Consider the following 16,245-nt stretch of genomic DNA (forward strand, 5'->3'; position numbering starts at 1 on the left):
CCTCCAACGCGTTCCATAAAGTGCGGTCCTAGAAGGGGTGAAAAACCCGAACGCCGCCGCGCGGCCATGCCGCCCGACATCACGACGACGCCGAAAGTCGCGCCGTCACGAATAAGACGGGCTAGAATGGATGGCAGAGATAGACATCACCCATGAGCCCCGTTGCCAGCGCCTGCGGTCTTTGCAATGTTGCGCAGAATTTATCCAGTTCACCATGAGATAATCCCGCATCGCCGGCCGGCTGGAGGCGCCTTGCGACGTCTAAATGCGATCCGATCTTGATGCGCGTTGGCGCCTCGCTCTCTCCAATATCAGAAAACAGAAACAACATAAGGAGAGCGCGCCCATGCGAGCTAACGTTAGCGCGCCAATTCGAGAAATCCTTTCTCTCGTCCCAACTACTCGTCGGTCCCGGAAAACTCACATCGACGTGCCAGCCTGCGTCTCCGGGATCGTCGGGGTGCAGAAAACGAACCGGAAAGGTTCCAAGACTCCGGCGCGGAAGCCAGCGATCTTTTCCGATAAGTTGGTCAAAAGCTGCATAGAGCACAGGCCGGTTGACCGCCCGTTCGAAGGGTTCGTCATCATAATGACCGAGCCGGACAACAGGGCGCGTCCATGAGGCCGGATCATCAGATTTGCATGGCAAGTCGCGCCAGAGAATGGTGCGGGCCGCTTCGGCGAGCTCTTGGGAAAAAACTCGCTCAACCTTGACGAAACCATCACGGATGAATTGCTCGACTTGCGCATGCGAAAGCGCGCACGGCCGTTCATTGGCGGGCATAGAAATCCTCGTATGGCTTGGCCAAAGTCTATTTCCCCGCTCTCAGCAGGGCTGTTGGCCGGTCCGATCCTGAAGGGCAAGGCGACGGGCGGGTTACACGCCGTCGAAGTCGCATAGCGCGGGTCTGCGTCAGCGGCTCAGGAAAAAGACCAAAGCGATATTGAGGATGCTCATCATGGGCCTGATGGTATCAGCGGCTTCCGCAATTATCAACGCGTTCGCCTCTCTTCACATTGGACTTGCAAGCGCGCACTGAGACCTCGACGTGCGCGTCTATAATTTTGTTTGTTGGCACGTGCGAAGTCTATGCTTGCGCCCGTCGCCACGCAATCAGGCCCGCAGTCGATCCGTCCAGCCCTTGCGTCGACTCATTCTTGTTCTCGACGATCGGCGCCAGCCGGTTCGCCAGCTCCTTGCCGAGTTCGACGCCCCATTGGTCAAAGGGATTGATGTCCCAGATCACCGACTGAACGAAGACCTTGTGCTCGTAAAGCGCAACGAGGCGTCCGAGCGTGCGGGGGTCGAGCCGGCGGTAGAGCAGCACGCTCGACGGTCGGTCGCCCGAAAAAGTCTTGTGCGGCGCAAGACGCTCGACTTCTGCTTCGCTGAGCCCCTGCCCGCGCAATTGCGCCTTCGCTTCTTCAAGAGTCCTGCCGCGCATAAAGGCTTCGGCCTGCGCGAGGCAATTGGCGAAAAGCAGTTCATGATGATGTTCGTCGGCGGCGGTGGGTTCGGCCGCGACCAGGAAGTCGATCGGAATGACATCGGTTCCCTGATGTAGCAGCTGAAAGAACGCGTGCTGGCCATTGGTGCCGGGCTCGCCGAAAATCACCGGGCCGGTTTTATATCTGACCGGCGCGCCTTCGCGCGTCACCGACTTGCCGTTCGACTCCATGTCGAGCTGTTGCAGATAGGCGGGGAACCGCGCGAGGCGCTGGTCATAGGGGATGACCGCATGCGCGCCGCATCCCATCACATTCCTGTGCCAGACGCCGAGCAGCCCCATCAGCGCGGGGATATTTTGTTCGAGCGGCGCTTCACAAAAGTGCCTATCGATATCGTGGCCGCCCTGCAAAAACTGCAGGAAATGCTCGGGCCCGACGGCGATCGCGAGCGCCAGGCCGATCGACGACCACAGCGAATAGCGTCCGCCGACCCAATCCCAGAAGCCGAACACGCGCGCCGGATCGATTCCAAATTCCGCGACCTTGTCGAGCCTGGTTGAGACGGCGGCGAAATGGGCTTGCACCGCTGCTTCGCCGAGCACTGCGACGATGCGGGCGCGGGCGCTTCTCGCGTTCGCCATCGTCTCCTGCGTCGTAAAGGTTTTCGACGAGACGATGAATAGCGTGCGCGAAAGATCGAGATTGCGCAGCGTATCGGCGAGATCGGCGCCGTCGACATTGGCGACGAAATGCATGCGCGGCCCGTCGCCGGCAAAGGGCGAGAGGGCGCGCGACGCCATCGCCGGTCCGAGATCCGAGCCGCCGATCCCGATATTGATCACATCGCTAAACGGCGCGCCCGTCGCGCCGCGAATCTCGCCCGAACGCACTGCGCGCGCGAAAGCGAAAACCTTCTCGCGTTCGGCTTCGATCAGCGGCCGCATGTCTTCGCCGCCGACAAGAAGCGCGCGCGTGGAGAGATCGCGCAACGCCATATGCATGGCGGCGCGCTTCTCGGTGTTGTTGATCGGTTCGCCTGAGAACAGTGCGTCGCGCCGCGCTTCGAGCGCGCGCGAATTCGCAAGAGACACGAGCAGCGCGATCGTTTCGCGCGTCACCCTGTGCTTGGAGAAGTCGAAGACGAGATCGTCGAGCTGGACGCTGAATTTCTTAAAGCGCGTCGGGTCCTCGGCGAAGAGATCGAGGGTTCGCGTCCGCTCCAAAGCGGCGGCGTGAAACTTCAATGCGCCAAAAGCGACGGCGACGGCGTCCGACATTGGTTTCTCGATGAGCAAGCAATCAAGTCCTTTGTAACCGATTCGCAGGCGCGAAAGCGCTGGCCTTTGCGCCGCGGTGAAGCGCCCTAAATTTTTACTGTATTATGACAGCAGGATGTGAAATCCATATCTGTTCCATGACGGTTTTCTGACAGCAGGACGACGATGAACGCGATTCCCTTCCTCGACGTGCGTGACGGCGGCCCCCTCGCCCATGCGACGGCGCGGGTCGATGCGGCTGCGGCGCTCCGCAAGGCCTGTCTTGGCGCGGTGGCGCCGGTCGGTCGCGTGTGCCTGCCGCCGATTGACCGCATTGCGGCGAATTGGCTAAAACGCTCCGCTTCCGCCTATCGGACGGAGCTCGAGCGCATCGTCGCCATTCTCGGCTTTCCCGGCGCGATGACGCTGAACATGTCCTATCTTTTCGCTTGCACCACCCAGGCCTATGAGGATGAACGCGGCCGGCCGCGGCTGCGGCGCACGCTCGATTGGCCCTTCCAGGGCCTCGGAAGGGCGGTCGAGATCGCCTGGCAGTCCGGCGCGGCCGGCGAATTCTACAACGCCACCTGGCCCGGCGCGGTGGGCGTGCTCAGCGCCATGGCGCCCGGGCGCTTTTGCGCCTCAATCAATCAGGCGCCGATGAAGCGGCGCACACAGGGCGCGCTCGGCTTCGCCTATGACGCCGCGCTGAACCTGCGTGACGCCTTTGCCAGCGAAGGCGGCTGGCCGCCGGACCATCTGCTACGCTACGCGTTTGAAAATTGCGCGAATTTCGAAGAGGCGGTCGACTGCATCGCCAGCGCCCCGCTGGCGCGTCCGACTCTCTTCACCCTGGCGGGCGTCAGGCGCGGCGAAATGGCGCTGATCGAGCGTACGGAGCTGGAGGCGCGGGTTCTGCGCGGGCCGGTCATCGTCGTCAATGATTGGCAGGAGCCGCAGGCCGGATGGCAGGCGCGCATGAGCTATGAGAACAATGTGAGCCGCAAAGCCGCGATGCGCGCCGTCGCGCCCGACGCCCCGCGCTTTTCATGGGTGCGGGAGCCGGTGCTCAACCGGCTGACGCGTCTCGCGGTGGAAATGTGCTCGGTCGGCGCCGGCGATTTCGCCGCGCGCGGCTATGAGTGCCCCTATGTGAAGGGCCAGCCGGCCGCGGCGACGCAGGATTTCTGCCTGCGCGCGGCGACGCCCACGGCGCTCGCGGCTTAGTCAAGCTTCGGCGCGCTGGCGCGCCGCAGCCGATCGTTGATCGCCTCGCCCAGTCCGCGCTCCGGCACATGCGCCACGGCTACAATGGCGATATGGCGCGCGTCGAACTCCCGCAAATAAGCGAAAAGATTGGCCGCCGCCTCGACGAGGTCGCCCGACGGAGACAGGTCGAGCACCAAAGTCCCCGGCCTGGCCTGCGCGGCGAGACGGCCGCCGAAATCGAGCGCCGCTTCGCCCTCCTCAAGCTCATGCGCCTCGAGGCGCAGCCGCGCGGCCGGCGCGTAATGAGCGGGCGTCATGCCCGGCGCGACGATCTCCGCCTGCGCCGGAGCCTCAAGCTTTGCGCCGAGAACTTTCTCAATCGCCTCCCGCGCGACCGCGCCGGGGCGCAGCAGAACCGGCGCGGCCTCGCAGAAGGAAATGATTGTCGATTCCAGTCCAGCCGGCGTTCGACCGCCGTCGAGGATCATGTCGACCTTGCCGGAAAGGTCCTCCGCGACGTGCGCAGCGGTCACTGGACTGACATGGCCTGACCGATTGGCCGAGGGCGCAGCGATCGGCCGGCCCATCGCCTTAATCAGCGCTTGCGCCACCGGATGCGCGGGGACCCGCACCGCGACGCTCGGCAGGCCGGCGCGGGCGAGATCGCAGATCGATCCGCCCGGCGCGAGCGGCGCGACGATCGTCAGCGGCCCGGGCCACAAGGCCGCGGCGAGACGCAGCGCGGGCTCGGGCAGCGCCGCCTCGCGGCGCGCGGCGTCAAGATCAGCGACATGCGCGATCAGCGGATTGAAGGACGGGCGGTCCTTGGCGTCGTAAATCCGCGCCACCGCCCAGGCCTGGGTGGCGTCGGCGCCCAGCCCATAGACCGTCTCGGTCGGGAAGGCGACGAGCCCGCCGTCGCGAAGGATCGCCGCGGCCTTGCCGATCGCCGCGGCGTCGGCCGGCGCAATGATCGTCACGCGTCGCGGCCGGTATAGGGCGGCTTCGGGATAGCCATATGCGCTTCGCGCAGCGCCTTCGACCAGCTGTTCCGCAAGCTGCGAAAATAGGCGTCGTCCGAATTGATCCTTGTCGCCATTTCAATTTGCAGCGCGTCGCGCCGCAGCAGCGCGATATCGATCGGCATCCCGACGGAAAGATTCGAACGCATGGTCGAATCCATCGAAATGAGCCCGATCTTCAGCGCGTCATAAATGTCGGTATCAAAGGTGACGGCGCGGTCGAGGATCGGCTTGCCGTATTTGTGCTCGCCGATCTGCAGATAATTGGTGTCCGGGGTGCATTCGATGCTGTTGCCGGCGGTGTAGATCATGAAGAGACGGAGCGGGCCGCCGGCGATCTGACCCCCGAGCAACAGCGACACGTCGAAGTTGACGCCCTGCGCCGCGGGCTCTTCCTCGGCGCTGCCGGTCTGCGCGCGCGAAAGGCGCACGGCGCGCCCGACGAGCTGCGCGGCATGGAGCAGGTTTGGCGCATTCATGACGCTCTCGAAGACCCCGCTCTCGTGATCCTCGATCCCGTCGCTGATCAAGTTCACGACGCCCTGCGTCACCGAGAGATTGCCCGAGGCGGCGAGCATCAAGACGCGCTCGCCCGGCCTCTCGAAGAGATACAGCTTTCGGTAGGTCGAAATATTGTCGAGCCCGGCGTTGGTGCGCGTATCGGCGATCATCACCAGCCCATCGCGCACGAGAATGCCGCAACAATAGGTCATGAGATTCCCGCCGCCGTTCGCGCCAAACGGCCCACGACTTACAAGTTTCGGGCCATGGCACAAGTGCGGCGAAGCCACAGAAGGGCGAAATCAGCCGTCATTTTCGACCTTGTAGGGGAGTTCGGCGGCATGTTCGGCGGCCCATTCCGCCACGGCGGCGCGCTCCCGCGCCAGATAGGCCGAAACAGCCTCGCCAAGACGGGGGTCGGCGAAGAGGTGGGCCGAATGGGTGATCGCCGGCCGATAGCCGCGGGCGATCTTGTGCTCGCCCTGCGCGCCGGCCTCGACGCGCTTGTATCCGTGGCGGATCGCGAATTCGATCGCCTGATAGTAGCAGACCTCAAAGTGCAGAAAGGGGACTTCCTCGACGGCGCCCCAGTTGCGCCCGTAGATCGCGTCATCGCCGAGAAAATTGATCGCCCCGGCGATATGGCGCGCGCCGCGTCGCGCCATCACCAGCAGGATTCGGTCCGCCATGCGCGCGCCGACCTCGTCGAAGAAGGCGCGAGTCAAATAGGGGTGGCCCCATTTGCGCGCGCCCGTGTCCATGTAGAACTCGAAAAACGAGTCCCAGTGCGCCGGCCGAATGTCGCCGCCAGTTAGAAGATCTATCTCGAGTTCGCCGCCGAGCGCCTCGCGCCGCTCGCGCTTGATCGCCTTGCGCTTGCGTGCCGTCAGCCGCGCCAGAAAATCCTCGAAGTTGGCATAGCCCTCATTGACGAAGTGGAATTGTTCTCCGGCGCGGTCGACGAAGCCGGCGCCGGACAGCGCGACCCGCTCTTCCTCCGTGCAAAAAGTCACATGGATGGAAGACGCGCCGCTCGCCTTGCGCAATTCCCGTAATCCGATGATCAGCGCCTCGCGCGCCCCTTCCGGCGCATCGGGCGCGACCAGCAGCCGGCGCCCCGTGACCGGCGTAAAGGGCGAAGCCACCTGAATCTTCGGATAGTAGCGCCCGCCGGCGTGTTCATAAGCCTGCGCCCAGTTGTGGTCGAACACATATTCGCCGAGACTGTGCGTCTTGATATAGCTCGGCGCGCAGGCCACGAGACGCCCGAGCGAATCCTCGACGAGCGCATGCGCCGGGGTCCAGCCGCTGCGCGCGCCGACCGACCTCGACACTTCGAGCGCGCGCAAAAAGGCGTGCGAAACGAAGGGATTGTAGCGCTCGCCGACTGAGTCCGGCAGACCGGGCGGATCGGCGCAGGCGTCCCAGTCCGCCGCCGCGACGGAGTCGAGCGATTCCGCGTATCGAACCGAAAATCCCTGCGTCATTTGTCCAGTAAAGCAGCCGCATTTGAGCGCCTGCTGGCATGGCGTCGCGGCGCCCTCTATCATGGCGCTCATCGCGACGTCATCCAAGCGCGACTTTTAAGCAGGCGAAAATCAAGCATGAGAATCGACGGCCGCGACTACAGAACGATTTGGCTCGACCCGGACGGACGGCGGGTTCACATCATCGATCAAACCCGGCTGCCGCATCGTTTCCAGACAAAAACGCTCGCAAGCTGCGAAGACGCCGCCGCGGCGATCGCGAACATGAACGTGCGCGGCGCGCCGCTGATCGGCGTGACCGGCGCCTATGGCATGGCGCTCGCCGTTTTGCGGGACCCGAACGACGCTTCGGTCGAGAGCGCCCATGCCCTGCTCCTCGCCACGCGGCCGACGGCGGTCAATCTGCGCTGGGCGCTCGATCGGCTGCGCGCGCTTCTCCTTTCCGCGCCGGTCTCGGACCGAGTCGCCCTCGCGTATGCCGAGGCGGCGAAAATCGCCGAAGAAGACGTCGCCGCCTGCCAGGCGATCGGCCGCGCCGGCGCCGAACTTATCGACAAGGCGCGCCGCGGCGACCGCCCGGTCAACATCCTCACCCACTGCAACGCCGGCTGGCTCTGCGCCGTGGATTGGGGCACGGCGCTGGCGCCGATCTATGCGGCGGCGCGGCAAGGCGTCCCCATTCATGTGTGGGTCGACGAAACGCGACCGCGAAACCAGGGCGCGAGCCTCACCGCCTTCGAACTCTTGGGCGAAGAGGCGCCCCACACCGTCATCGCCGACAACGCCGGCGGCCATCTGATGCAGCACGGGCTTGTCGACCTCGTCATCGTCGGCAGCGACCGAACGACGCGCGCCGGCGACGTCTGCAACAAGATCGGCACCTATCTCAAGGCGCTCGCGGCGCATGACAATAACGTGCCCTTCTATGTCGCGCTGCCGTCCTCGACCGTCGACTGGCGCATCGCCGACGGCGTGCGCGACATTCCGATCGAGGAGCGCAGCCCGCGCGAAGTCACTCATATCAGCGGACGCGGCGCCGACGGCGCGCCGATCGAAATTCAACTCACGCCGGACGGCTCCCCGGCGCGCAATTTCGGCTTCGATGTGACGCCGTCGCGCTTCGTCACCGGGCTGATCACCGAGCGCGGCGTCTGCGCCGCCACGGAAGAAGGGCTGAAGGGACTGTTTCCCGACCTCGCGAGCTAAGCATCGTTCCCGACGAACTGTAGCGCCGTCATTGCGAGGCGCGCAGCGACGAAGCAATCCAAAAGTCGCCGAGACTGATTCTGGATTGCTTCGCCTTCGGCGCGCAATGACGAACTCACGAAGTCTCGCGCGTTCCGTAGTTCTTGAAGCGCTCCACCGTGCGCATGATCTCGTCGTCGGAAAGCACGATCGGTTCGCCGGCAAGCGCGCCGAGATAGAAGACTTGCGCGAGCGCTTCGAGCTCCACGGCGCGCCACAGGGTTCGGCGCATATTCGCGCCGGTGACGATCGCGCCGTGATTGGCGAGCAGCACGCCGTCGCGGTCGATAAGTCCGGCGACCACCAGGCGCGACAGCTCGGCCGTGCCGTAAGGCGCGTAATCGACACAGCGCACCGTGGGGCCGCCGAAGGCCGCGATCATATAATGCACGGCCGGAATCTCACGCCGCAGCGTCGCGATGGTCGTCGCATAGGGCGAATGCATATGGGCGACGGCGTTTACGTCCGTCCGGGCGCGGTAGATGTCGAGGTGGAAGCGCCACTCGCTCGTCGGCGGCAATGGGCCGTCGAAGGCGCCCTCCCCCGCCAGCGGCATGCGCGCGATCAGTTCCGGCGAAAGTTCGCGGCTTGGAACGCCGCTCGGCGTGAGCAGCACGGCGTCGCTCACCCGCAGCGACAGATTGCCGGCGGAGCCATGGTTGAGGCCGAGCCGCTCCATCTCCTGCGCGGCTTCGACGATCGCCGCGCGCGCGTCGCTTTCGTCCATGCGAACAGCCTTACAGGCGCGGCGCCGGCTATGACAAGCGCCGACCCTATTCGGCAATTTTGCACGCGTTCGGGTTGCGGTATAGGAGAGGCGTCCCCTCTCGGGGCCGGTAGCTCAATGGTTAGAGCCGGCCGCTCATAACGGTCTGGTTGCAGGTTCGAGTCCTGCCCGGCCCACCACGCACTTTCATGATTTTACAGTCATTTCTATATTTGCGAGACCTGCCGCAAAATCAAAGGCCCTGTGCCGCGAGCGGTGCGTCTCCAGTAATTTGGACACCCCCAATTACCGGGTTTTCGGCTGACGGACAGGCGCAATCGTGCTGATCAGCGGTTTGCTGGCGCGCTTTTGGAATATCGAGGTCGATTTCCGCGAGCGGCTCCGCCGCGCGGAGGGGTTCTTTGGCCGCCAAGTCTCACACAGCGGCATATTTCCCTCGTAGCCAGACCATGCGGCGCATGTTGTAGGCGAGATTGGCCAGGCCGATTTTCACCTTGGCGCGCGCGATCCCAATGGTTCGAACGCAAAGGCCCATCAATCCCTTCTGATGCGCGAAGACATGCTCGACGGCAGATCGAACTTTCGATTTCCGCGCGTTGGCGATCCGCGTGCGCTCCGGCATCGGCTTGCCCTTGGGCTTCTTGCGGTGAATGCGCGACACGAGCCGGCGGCGCGACAACATCGCCTCGTTTTTTTCGGATCGATACGCGGTGTCGGCCCATACGTCGCTGCCCGTGTTGCAGCGATCCAGAACATCCTCCAGCCGCGCGCCGTCATGCGCGGCGGCGTTCGTCGTCGTCCATTCGCGGATCAGCCCAAAAGCGCGGTCGATCGAGATATGGTTTTTATAACCGAACGCCGGAATGGCGAGATCGACCGACGGCGTCGATCCATCGTCCCGGACCTTGGCTTTCGTATATTTGACCGTCCAACGCGCGTCGCGATCCTTCTGGGCGAGCTTGGCAGGCTTGTCCTTCCAATCCTCCGGAATGCGCCCTTCCTTGATCGCCGCCTTCTCCTCAATCGTGTTGCGCTGCTTGGGAGCCGCGACGATCGTGGCGTCAACGATTTGACCGCTCATCGCCAGAAAGCCGGAGGCCCGCAACGCCTCGTCGAAACGACGGAACAATCCATCAATGGCGTTGGCCTGATCCACCCCCATTGAACTGGTCCACCTTGAGGTATGTCTTCGGACAGGACAGGAGGACCGTTATGCCCAGGAAGAGACCAACGCCTGAGGAGCCCATAGTCGAGTCTCACGGCGCCGAGCGCGCCGACATGCTGCTGTCCGACGCCAGCGAAGAGGCGATAATCGCGGCCGACAAGGACGCGGCGCTTGCTGCTCTTCGCCTCGAACGGCTGGAAGTCGCCGAACTGTCGCTGATCGAACAGATTGACGCCGCCCGCGATAGCGAGCGGAGGGCGAGTCGAGCGAAGGAACTTGAGAGAGACGCGGTCGTCATTGCCGAGCAGGCGGCAAACGTCGACGCGGCGTGCGCCGTCTTGGCCGGCGCCTTCGCCAAGCTCGTTGCAGCAATTCCGTCTGAATCCGGCGTCATGGTCGACGCCGATCATGGGACGCGCCTTGCGACGCCTGAGGACGTCGCCCGCGCAATCCTCGCGCAGGGCCTTTTCTCAGCCTGCCCAAACATTTTTGAGATGATGGCGCCAAGAACCCGAACAGCGCGGCCGGCCTGCGTCGAGCGCGTCCTTGCCGTCTCGATCGTTCGTGACGGCGTGCTCAGCCGGTTCAACCCCGGCCTGCATGGCGAGGAATGTACGATCACCCCAGCGCCGATCGCTGCCAACGAGATCGTCGTCGAGCCGTTGCGCGAGAAGGCGCGCGAGCTGCGGAGCAGCACGCCCATGGCCGAGGCGACGGAGTGAATTCCCGGAGAAGTTTTTACCTTTCTCCTCCGGGCCGGGCGCGCAGTTGGTTTTCCTTTCGCCGACTGCGCGCCCTTTCGAACATAGGATGAGGCGAAGATGACGACGAATGAAGAAGCGAAAATAGCAGGAGGCAGAGCTGGGCTCGGCGAAGGCGAGCCAAAGGGATTTGCTTTCTGGCCCGCCAATGCGCGCGCCGCGTTTTATGAAGCCCACGCGAAGGGCCGCCATACCCGTCTCGTAGCGCAAGGCGAGGCGACGATTGCAAGTAGCGAGCCCATCATTCCACAGTTGGCGCATCTCGCGCCCAGCTTGCCGCGCAATTCGATGCATCCGCCGACCTTCAGCGCGAGTTTCCGGACAAGGCGGCCTATCTCGCCTACGTCGCCGCTGTCGAGTCCGGTCGAGCGCGGATCGCCCGCGGCCCTGTCGTTTCGTTCAAGTGATGCGCCCTGACTCCTGCGCAGCGAAGGCGGGCGGCGGGCGACTGCCGCTCGTCCATCAGTTCGGGTCGAGCTACGGCGACCCGTGGGACGGAGGGGCGCATCTCCTTCAGGCGGCGGCGCGCCCCGCCGTTTTCTGGGCGCTCTAGGTTCTTCCAGAAAGCTGGCCCAGGGCGGGCGCGCTGCTCCCGAAACCTCTCTCTATGCAGAATTCCCTAAGGGGGTTCCGAATGGGTACCGAGAATGACGAGCAATAAGGGCGAAACCGCTGGCGTGCTTGCTGAATGGCTCGATTGCGACGAGGCCACTATTCGGAACTACGCCAAGGCCGGCCATGTGAGGCGCGTTTCTCGCGGTCTATACGCGCTTAGGGAAAGCGTCATCGGTGTTGTCCATCACCTGCGCGGCACGGCGGCGGGGCGTGGTGGGGCTGACGGCGTTGCGTCCTTGACGGCGGCGCGCACACGGCTCGCGACTGAGCAAGCGGACGCCGTTGCCATCAAGAATGCGGTCCTCCGCGGAGAATATCTGTTGGAATCTGCCGTGAGGGACCGTTGGGACACTGCGGCGGGACTCATTCGCGCTGACGTCCTCGCGGCCTCGTCCACAATAGCGCAAGCAATTCCGCATCTTTCGCGCCACGACAGCGAAACGATCGACAACATTCTACGCGACGCGCTCACGCACGCCGCAGATACAATTGACGGGCTCGGCGACATCTGGACAGCATTCGACAGCAACAAGGGATAATGGCATGGCTCAAATGGAGACCAAGCTTGTCGCTTCGCTGATAGACAAGATCAGCGGCCCGGCGAGAAAGGCGTCTGACTCGCTCAACCGTCTCGCCGGCTCGACAAATCAAAGGCTCGGCGGCGTTTTCAATAAGTTAAACAGAGAATTGGGTTTTACAAATCGCTCACTCGACAATATGCGCGGCCGGATGGTCGATGCTGTCGCGCAGGCCTATGTCCTCAAGAATGCCTTAGCGGCTCCGATCCAAGCCGCGATCGATTTCGAGCAAACGTTGACGGACATCGGTCAGACATCAGACCGAAGCCGCGCGCAGATGAAGGAGTTCGGCAAGTTCGTTCGCGAGCTTGCGCCGAGCACAAACAAGACGGCGTCCGAGCTCGCGAAAGCGCAATTGACGGCGTTTCGTGACGGAGTGTGAAGCCGTCGGTTGGTTCAATTTACGCGCGCGAATCGTTCAATGCAACCTCGCGAGCCGCTTCGGTTGCTCTCAGAAGCGCCGTGGACACGGCGAGGCAGAGCTTGGCGCCGGCGGCCGCGAGAGGCGCAGCAACGCCCTTGCGCCCTGCGATCGTGATTGACGTATTGCCAGCCCGGAGCGCGCGCTCCGCGCACCACATAAGGCCGGCCGCGAGCGCCGCGAAGGCGACGCCAGCGACGCTGTTACGCATGGGCGACCTCTTTTCTCGCTTGAACGACAGCGCCCTCGATCTTCGCAAAAGGATCTATATCGGCGGGCATAGAATATTCCTTAACTGCCGCGCCAAGCTTGCCGTCGACGCTCTCCAAAACATCGGCGACCGAATAGATAAGGCGGTTCATCTCCTCTTTGGTTTTTTCAGCCTCTTGCAGTTCGCAGTAGGGGCTTTCTCCCGGCTCCGCCTCGGCGACGGACTGCACAAGCGACGCCATCCTCTCGACGAGGCCCATCAGCGCAACCAGCTGAAAGGCCGCCTCCTTGGCGCTTTTCGCGCGCAGGAAGCTAGCGCGGTCCACTGTGGCGCTGACGATATCGACGAAAATTGCCTCGTCTAGGTTATCGGACGAGGCGTCCTGCGCCTGCAGGGCGCGCTCCGCCTCGTCCGCGAGGTCGGCGACCGGGCACCGGCACGGTGCGTTCGCGCTCATGAGCGGCCCTCCGTCGTTATCAACGCAGAGCTCGGCGGCGTGCTTCGGCATGATGTGGCCATTGCTCGGCCGGCTCGCTTGGCACGCTCCAGGCTGGCCGCTTCCGCTGCACGGGCCTTCGCCGCCCGCCACGCCGTCGAGAGGCAGTGCCCGAATGACCAGTCGAGCTGCAGGCGTTTGCCGTCTCGATAACGACGATGGGCGTCCCGCATGATCGCCGCTCTGTCGTATATTGGCGGCGTCAGTGGCAGGCTCGAGGCTATCATTTGTCGGAGCCGACGAAATTCTTGAAGCGGAAGATCTAGGGCGGGCTCGCGGCGTGCGAACGATGCGACAATCGCATGCAGTTCCGAAGTTACCCCCAGCTTCTCAACCAGCCGAGACCTTTCGGCACCGGTTGCGGAAATCAGGGCAATTTGCAGCTCGTCGGACTCTTTAGAAAGACTCTCGGCCAGTTGCGTTAAGATGCCTTTTTCATTGCCGTCTTCATCGAAGATCGCGGGATCGATGGTGCGCATGATCGCGCCTCCTCGAGGACCGCGACGGCGTGGCGGATGGCGGCGGCCTCATCCTCACGATCGGCAATATCGTGCAGATAGCCGGCGATGAACCGCAGCAAGGCGATGGAGCCAGCCCGACTTGTCGGCTTCGTTTCCAGGATCGCCCTTTCTGCCTCTACTTGCTCATCGAGGACGGCGTTCCAGTCCTTTTGCGCGTCACCGAACCCGGAGCGCTTCTCGGCTTCTTCGGTGGCGAGCAGATACTGATCGAGCTCCGCATGGGCGGCCTACCTTGCCATCTCCAGCTCGGCCTGCCGTTCCGGCGTCAGCGGCTTCTTGCGCCACGAGAGCGCTTTTTTGATCACAGCTCGGATGTTTTGTTCCGGCAGTCCGGGATCGGCGAAATGCTTGTCGATCCCCTCATGGTCTATGGCGTCGGGAATAACGGATAGGCCATCGCTCAGATAGATGAAGTCCTTGCGGGGCTGCATTTCGATGAAGAGATCCTCGGCCTCGGTATGAGCCTGGCGGACCGTCTCAACGTGGGCCTCGACGCGCTCCAATTCAGCCAGCGCCGCGAAGACAGGATCCACGCCCGCGGAGCCCGCCATCGCCCCGCCAGCGACGGCCGTAGCGCCGATCGCAGCGGCGCCGGCGGTGATGATGTTGCGGCGTGAGGGTTGCGGAATCGAAGACGGATTCGGGGTAGGTGTTGAATCAGCCATGTCGAACTCCCATCGTTCCGTGTGGTTAGGGCCGGCGCGGAAGTTGGCGCTTCCCACCGGCCTGTTTATTTGTTACACGAAAATAATGGCCCGGCAAGAAATTCCTGAATCAAAAAAACCGAGGGGGCGCCCAACTGGCAGGGTGAAGCCGGAAACAAAGCCGGTACGGCTCACCCTCGACACTCTCGCGGCCCTTGACGTCTGGATCGCTAATCAGCCCGAGCCGCGCCCATCGCGCCCCGAAGCGATACGGTGCCTGCTTGAGAAGGCCCTTGGCGCTGGCGACGCCGGTGCGTTCATCCCGATTGAAGACGTGACGAGCGAGAACGACGAATAGCGGCCAGTCGAGTCGGTCGACGACGGCGAACGCTGGGCGACAGACCGAAGAAGGACGGGCGACCAATGACCCCCGCACAATCTCGCCGCGCTCGTGACCTGCTTGGAATAACACAAGCAAAGCTGGCTGAAATGGCGGGCTTGCGTGTGTCGATGATTGAAGATTTTGAGGGTGAGCGGAGACGGCTTACGGCGGGAGCAGTCGCGTATATCCAAGTCGCCCTTGAAGCTGCCGGGGTCTTTTTCGTTGGTGGGCCTGAAGCTGAAAAAGGACGCAGGCACATGACGCGGATCGTTGAACACCGCAGCGGTGACGTCGTCAGCCTTCATCGTCGCGCACAGCTTCCAGGCGACGATGTAGCGTGAGAAGTCATCGAGGATGGTGCTGAGGTAAAACCAGCCCCAGCCGATCACCTTCAGATAGGTGAAGTCGGTTTGCCAGAGCTGGTTGGGCGCCGTGGTCTTGGCCTTGAACTCATCCGCCGCCTTGACGATGATGAAGGCCGGGCTGGTGATCAGATCATGCGCCTTGAGCAGACGATAGACCGAGGCTTCTGAAACAAAATAGTTTTTCGTGTCAACGAAGCGCGCCGCGAGCTCCCGCGGCGACAGTTCCGGCTCATCGAGCGCCAGTTGCACGATCTCGTCGCGTCTCTCATCGGGGATGCGGAAAATGACCCAAGGGAATCCCAAAAAAGTACGATCCTTCAAAATCTGCCAAAGTAGTGCTTCTGTAATGGGCCGTTTTTTGTCAAGTCCCTCTGAACGACCTCTCGTCGCCAGGATCATGCTTCTGTCCGTGGTCGGCACGGGGGCCGCCACACCATGCCATCAGATCCAAGGCCGGCAGGTCAATCTAAGACGCGTGATCAGCCGGAGCATTCACAGCACTACGCACGACCTTGCCAAGCCCTCGTCCCGGCGACGGGACCTCAGAAGAAGCGGCCGTATTCGACGCGCTCCAAACTTCATCTACCCCCTATGCGGCCGGAACAGCATTGCTCCAGCGGAACTCGGTCGCCTCCACCCACATGCGATGCAGGACGACGCCCAGCTTACGCGCGAGAGCGACTTTCGCACGCTTCATGCCGCGCCGCTGTGCGACGCCGAGCGCCCAGCGTTTCAAGCTCGAAAAGCGAACCGCTCGCGTCAGCATGATATGGGCCGCTTCAAAAAGCGTGGTTCGCACCATGCCGTCGCCAACCTTGCTGACGCCGCCGTCACGGTCGGTCTCGCCCGACTGGATTTTTTTGGCGTCAGTCCAAAATAGGCGCCGATCGCGCTGGACTTTTCGAACCGCGACGGATCATCCACCGCCGAGCGATAGGTCAGCGCGACCAGGGCGCCAACGCCCGGTGCGCTCATCAATCTTCGGCAAACCCTGTCGGCGCGCGCGATCTTCAACATCTCGCGGTGGAGCCGGGTGAACTCATTCCACAACGCCATCCGGGCCGCCAGCATCGCGCCAATCACCGTTTCCAGGATGGCGTGGCCGGCCGTCAGTTCCCGGACGCGCGCCTCGAACTGTCCTCGGCTGACCTCGCCGGCCTTGAGCCCGTAGCCCCGCAGAATGCCGCGAA

13 protein-coding genes, 1 tRNA gene and 4 pseudogenes are annotated in these 16,245 nt (G+C 63.3%); 5 read left to right on the top strand and 13 right to left on the bottom strand.

The window, feature by feature from the left end; genetic code table 11:
• Nucleotides 1–124 precede the first annotated feature (124 nt).
• Both AB7I51_RS15920 and pgi read right to left on the bottom strand, forming a co-directional pair.
• Nucleotides 125–784 (bottom strand): annotated as a pseudogene (locus AB7I51_RS15920) (phytanoyl-CoA dioxygenase); the annotation flags it as partial.
• A 304-nt stretch (nucleotides 785–1,088) separates the two neighbouring features.
• Nucleotides 1,089–2,726, bottom strand: coding sequence for a glucose-6-phosphate isomerase (pgi, locus tag AB7I51_RS15925; RefSeq protein WP_428405288.1), 1,638 nt, complete (start codon nucleotides 2,724–2,726; stop codon nucleotides 1,089–1,091).
• Between the two features lie 165 nt (nucleotides 2,727–2,891).
• Here pgi and AB7I51_RS15930 point away from each other — a divergent pair, with 165 nt between their 5' ends.
• Nucleotides 2,892–3,932 (top strand): hypothetical protein, encoded by a 1,041-nt coding sequence (locus AB7I51_RS15930; protein ID WP_428405287.1) that lies wholly within the window; start codon nucleotides 2,892–2,894, stop codon nucleotides 3,930–3,932.
• Here AB7I51_RS15930 and AB7I51_RS15935 read toward each other — a convergent pair.
• From AB7I51_RS15935 to AB7I51_RS15945, 3 genes are all read right to left on the bottom strand, one after another.
• Nucleotides 3,929–4,894 carry an L-threonylcarbamoyladenylate synthase gene (locus AB7I51_RS15935; RefSeq protein WP_428405286.1) on the bottom strand — a complete coding sequence of 322 codons (966 nt, stop codon included), beginning with the start codon at nucleotides 4,892–4,894 and terminating at the stop codon, nucleotides 3,929–3,931. The two genes, AB7I51_RS15930 and AB7I51_RS15935, sit on opposite strands and share 4 nt — an antisense overlap.
• Nucleotides 4,891–5,649, bottom strand: coding sequence for a peptidase (locus AB7I51_RS15940; protein WP_428405285.1), 759 nt, complete (start codon nucleotides 5,647–5,649; stop codon nucleotides 4,891–4,893). The genes AB7I51_RS15935 and AB7I51_RS15940 overlap by 4 nt, the downstream gene beginning before the upstream one ends.
• A gap of 90 nt (nucleotides 5,650–5,739) precedes the next feature.
• Nucleotides 5,740–6,924: a GNAT family N-acetyltransferase gene (locus tag AB7I51_RS15945; RefSeq protein ID WP_428405289.1), complete on the bottom strand. Its 1,185-nt coding sequence runs from the start codon at nucleotides 6,922–6,924 to the stop codon at nucleotides 5,740–5,742.
• A gap of 117 nt (nucleotides 6,925–7,041) precedes the next feature.
• Between AB7I51_RS15945 and mtnA the strand changes: the two genes are divergently transcribed.
• A complete protein-coding gene (mtnA, locus tag AB7I51_RS15950) occupies nucleotides 7,042–8,130 on the top strand; it encodes an S-methyl-5-thioribose-1-phosphate isomerase (RefSeq protein WP_428405284.1) in 1,089 nt (362 codons plus the stop codon).
• A 115-nt stretch (nucleotides 8,131–8,245) separates the two neighbouring features.
• Here mtnA and AB7I51_RS15955 read toward each other — a convergent pair whose 3' ends face one another.
• Entirely contained in the window at nucleotides 8,246–8,896 is a 651-nt protein-coding gene (locus AB7I51_RS15955; protein WP_428405283.1) for a class II aldolase/adducin family protein, read from the bottom strand.
• Between the two features lie 103 nt (nucleotides 8,897–8,999).
• Between AB7I51_RS15955 and AB7I51_RS15960 the strand changes: the two genes are divergently transcribed.
• Nucleotides 9,000–9,075: transfer RNA gene (locus tag AB7I51_RS15960), tRNA-Ile, on the top strand.
• A gap of 236 nt (nucleotides 9,076–9,311) precedes the next feature.
• Here AB7I51_RS15960 and AB7I51_RS15965 read toward each other — a convergent pair.
• Nucleotides 9,312–10,079 (bottom strand): annotated as a pseudogene (locus tag AB7I51_RS15965) (transposase); the annotation flags it as partial.
• Nucleotides 10,080–10,108: 29 nt separating this feature from the next.
• Here AB7I51_RS15965 and AB7I51_RS15970 point away from each other — a divergent pair.
• Together AB7I51_RS15970 and AB7I51_RS15975 are read left to right on the top strand one after the other, a co-directional pair.
• Nucleotides 10,109–10,783 (top strand): hypothetical protein, encoded by a 675-nt coding sequence (locus AB7I51_RS15970; protein ID WP_428405282.1) that lies wholly within the window; start codon nucleotides 10,109–10,111, stop codon nucleotides 10,781–10,783.
• 1,143 nt (nucleotides 10,784–11,926) lie between these two features.
• The gene (locus tag AB7I51_RS15975) at nucleotides 11,927–12,397 is read left to right on the top strand and encodes a phage tail tape measure protein (RefSeq protein ID WP_428405281.1); all 471 of its coding nucleotides are present in this window, start codon (nucleotides 11,927–11,929) and stop codon (nucleotides 12,395–12,397) included.
• A gap of 19 nt (nucleotides 12,398–12,416) precedes the next feature.
• On the opposite strand, the gene AB7I51_RS15980 is transcribed toward AB7I51_RS15975, so the two are convergent.
• The 6 genes and pseudogenes from AB7I51_RS15980 to AB7I51_RS16005 all read right to left on the bottom strand — a co-directional run.
• Nucleotides 12,417–12,647, bottom strand: a complete 231-nt coding sequence (locus tag AB7I51_RS15980; RefSeq protein ID WP_428405280.1) for a hypothetical protein — start codon at nucleotides 12,645–12,647, stop codon at nucleotides 12,417–12,419.
• Nucleotides 12,640–13,104, bottom strand: a complete 465-nt coding sequence (locus AB7I51_RS15985; protein ID WP_428405279.1) for a hypothetical protein — start codon at nucleotides 13,102–13,104, stop codon at nucleotides 12,640–12,642. The genes AB7I51_RS15980 and AB7I51_RS15985 overlap by 8 nt, the downstream gene beginning before the upstream one ends.
• A complete protein-coding gene (locus AB7I51_RS15990) occupies nucleotides 13,101–13,622 on the bottom strand; it encodes a hypothetical protein (RefSeq protein ID WP_428405278.1) in 522 nt (173 codons plus the stop codon). The genes AB7I51_RS15985 and AB7I51_RS15990 overlap by 4 nt, the downstream gene beginning before the upstream one ends.
• A gap of 269 nt (nucleotides 13,623–13,891) precedes the next feature.
• Nucleotides 13,892–14,386, bottom strand: a complete 495-nt coding sequence (locus tag AB7I51_RS15995) for a hypothetical protein (protein ID WP_428405277.1) — start codon at nucleotides 14,384–14,386, stop codon at nucleotides 13,892–13,894.
• Nucleotides 14,387–14,965: 579 nt separating this feature from the next.
• Nucleotides 14,966–15,334 (bottom strand): annotated as a pseudogene (locus AB7I51_RS16000) (DDE-type integrase/transposase/recombinase); the annotation flags it as partial.
• A gap of 310 nt (nucleotides 15,335–15,644) precedes the next feature.
• Nucleotides 15,645–16,245: pseudogene (locus AB7I51_RS16005) on the bottom strand (transposase); the annotation flags it as partial.

The sequence above is a fragment of the Methylocystis sp. genome, from assembly GCF_050246715.1.
In the GTDB taxonomy this organism is placed as follows: domain Bacteria; phylum Pseudomonadota; class Alphaproteobacteria; order Rhizobiales; family Beijerinckiaceae; genus Methylocystis.

Coding starts and splice junctions, on each gene's coding strand:
- pgi (WP_428405288.1), bottom strand. CDS start 2,726: ATGTCGGACGCCGTCGCCGTCGCTTTTGGCGCATTGAAGTTTCACGCC.
- AB7I51_RS15930 (WP_428405287.1), top strand. CDS start 2,892: ATGAACGCGATTCCCTTCCTCGACGTGCGTGACGGCGGCCCCCTCGCC.
- AB7I51_RS15940 (WP_428405285.1), bottom strand. CDS start 5,649: ATGACCTATTGTTGCGGCATTCTCGTGCGCGATGGGCTGGTGATGATC.
- AB7I51_RS15945 (WP_428405289.1), bottom strand. CDS start 6,924: ATGACGCAGGGATTTTCGGTTCGATACGCGGAATCGCTCGACTCCGTC.
- mtnA (WP_428405284.1), top strand. CDS start 7,042: ATGAGAATCGACGGCCGCGACTACAGAACGATTTGGCTCGACCCGGAC.
- AB7I51_RS15955 (WP_428405283.1), bottom strand. CDS start 8,896: ATGGACGAAAGCGACGCGCGCGCGGCGATCGTCGAAGCCGCGCAGGAG.
- AB7I51_RS15970 (WP_428405282.1), top strand. CDS start 10,109: ATGCCCAGGAAGAGACCAACGCCTGAGGAGCCCATAGTCGAGTCTCAC.
- AB7I51_RS15980 (WP_428405280.1), bottom strand. CDS start 12,647: ATGCGTAACAGCGTCGCTGGCGTCGCCTTCGCGGCGCTCGCGGCCGGC.
- AB7I51_RS15985 (WP_428405279.1), bottom strand. CDS start 13,104: ATGAGCGCGAACGCACCGTGCCGGTGCCCGGTCGCCGACCTCGCGGAC.
- AB7I51_RS15990 (WP_428405278.1), bottom strand. CDS start 13,622: ATGCGCACCATCGATCCCGCGATCTTCGATGAAGACGGCAATGAAAAA.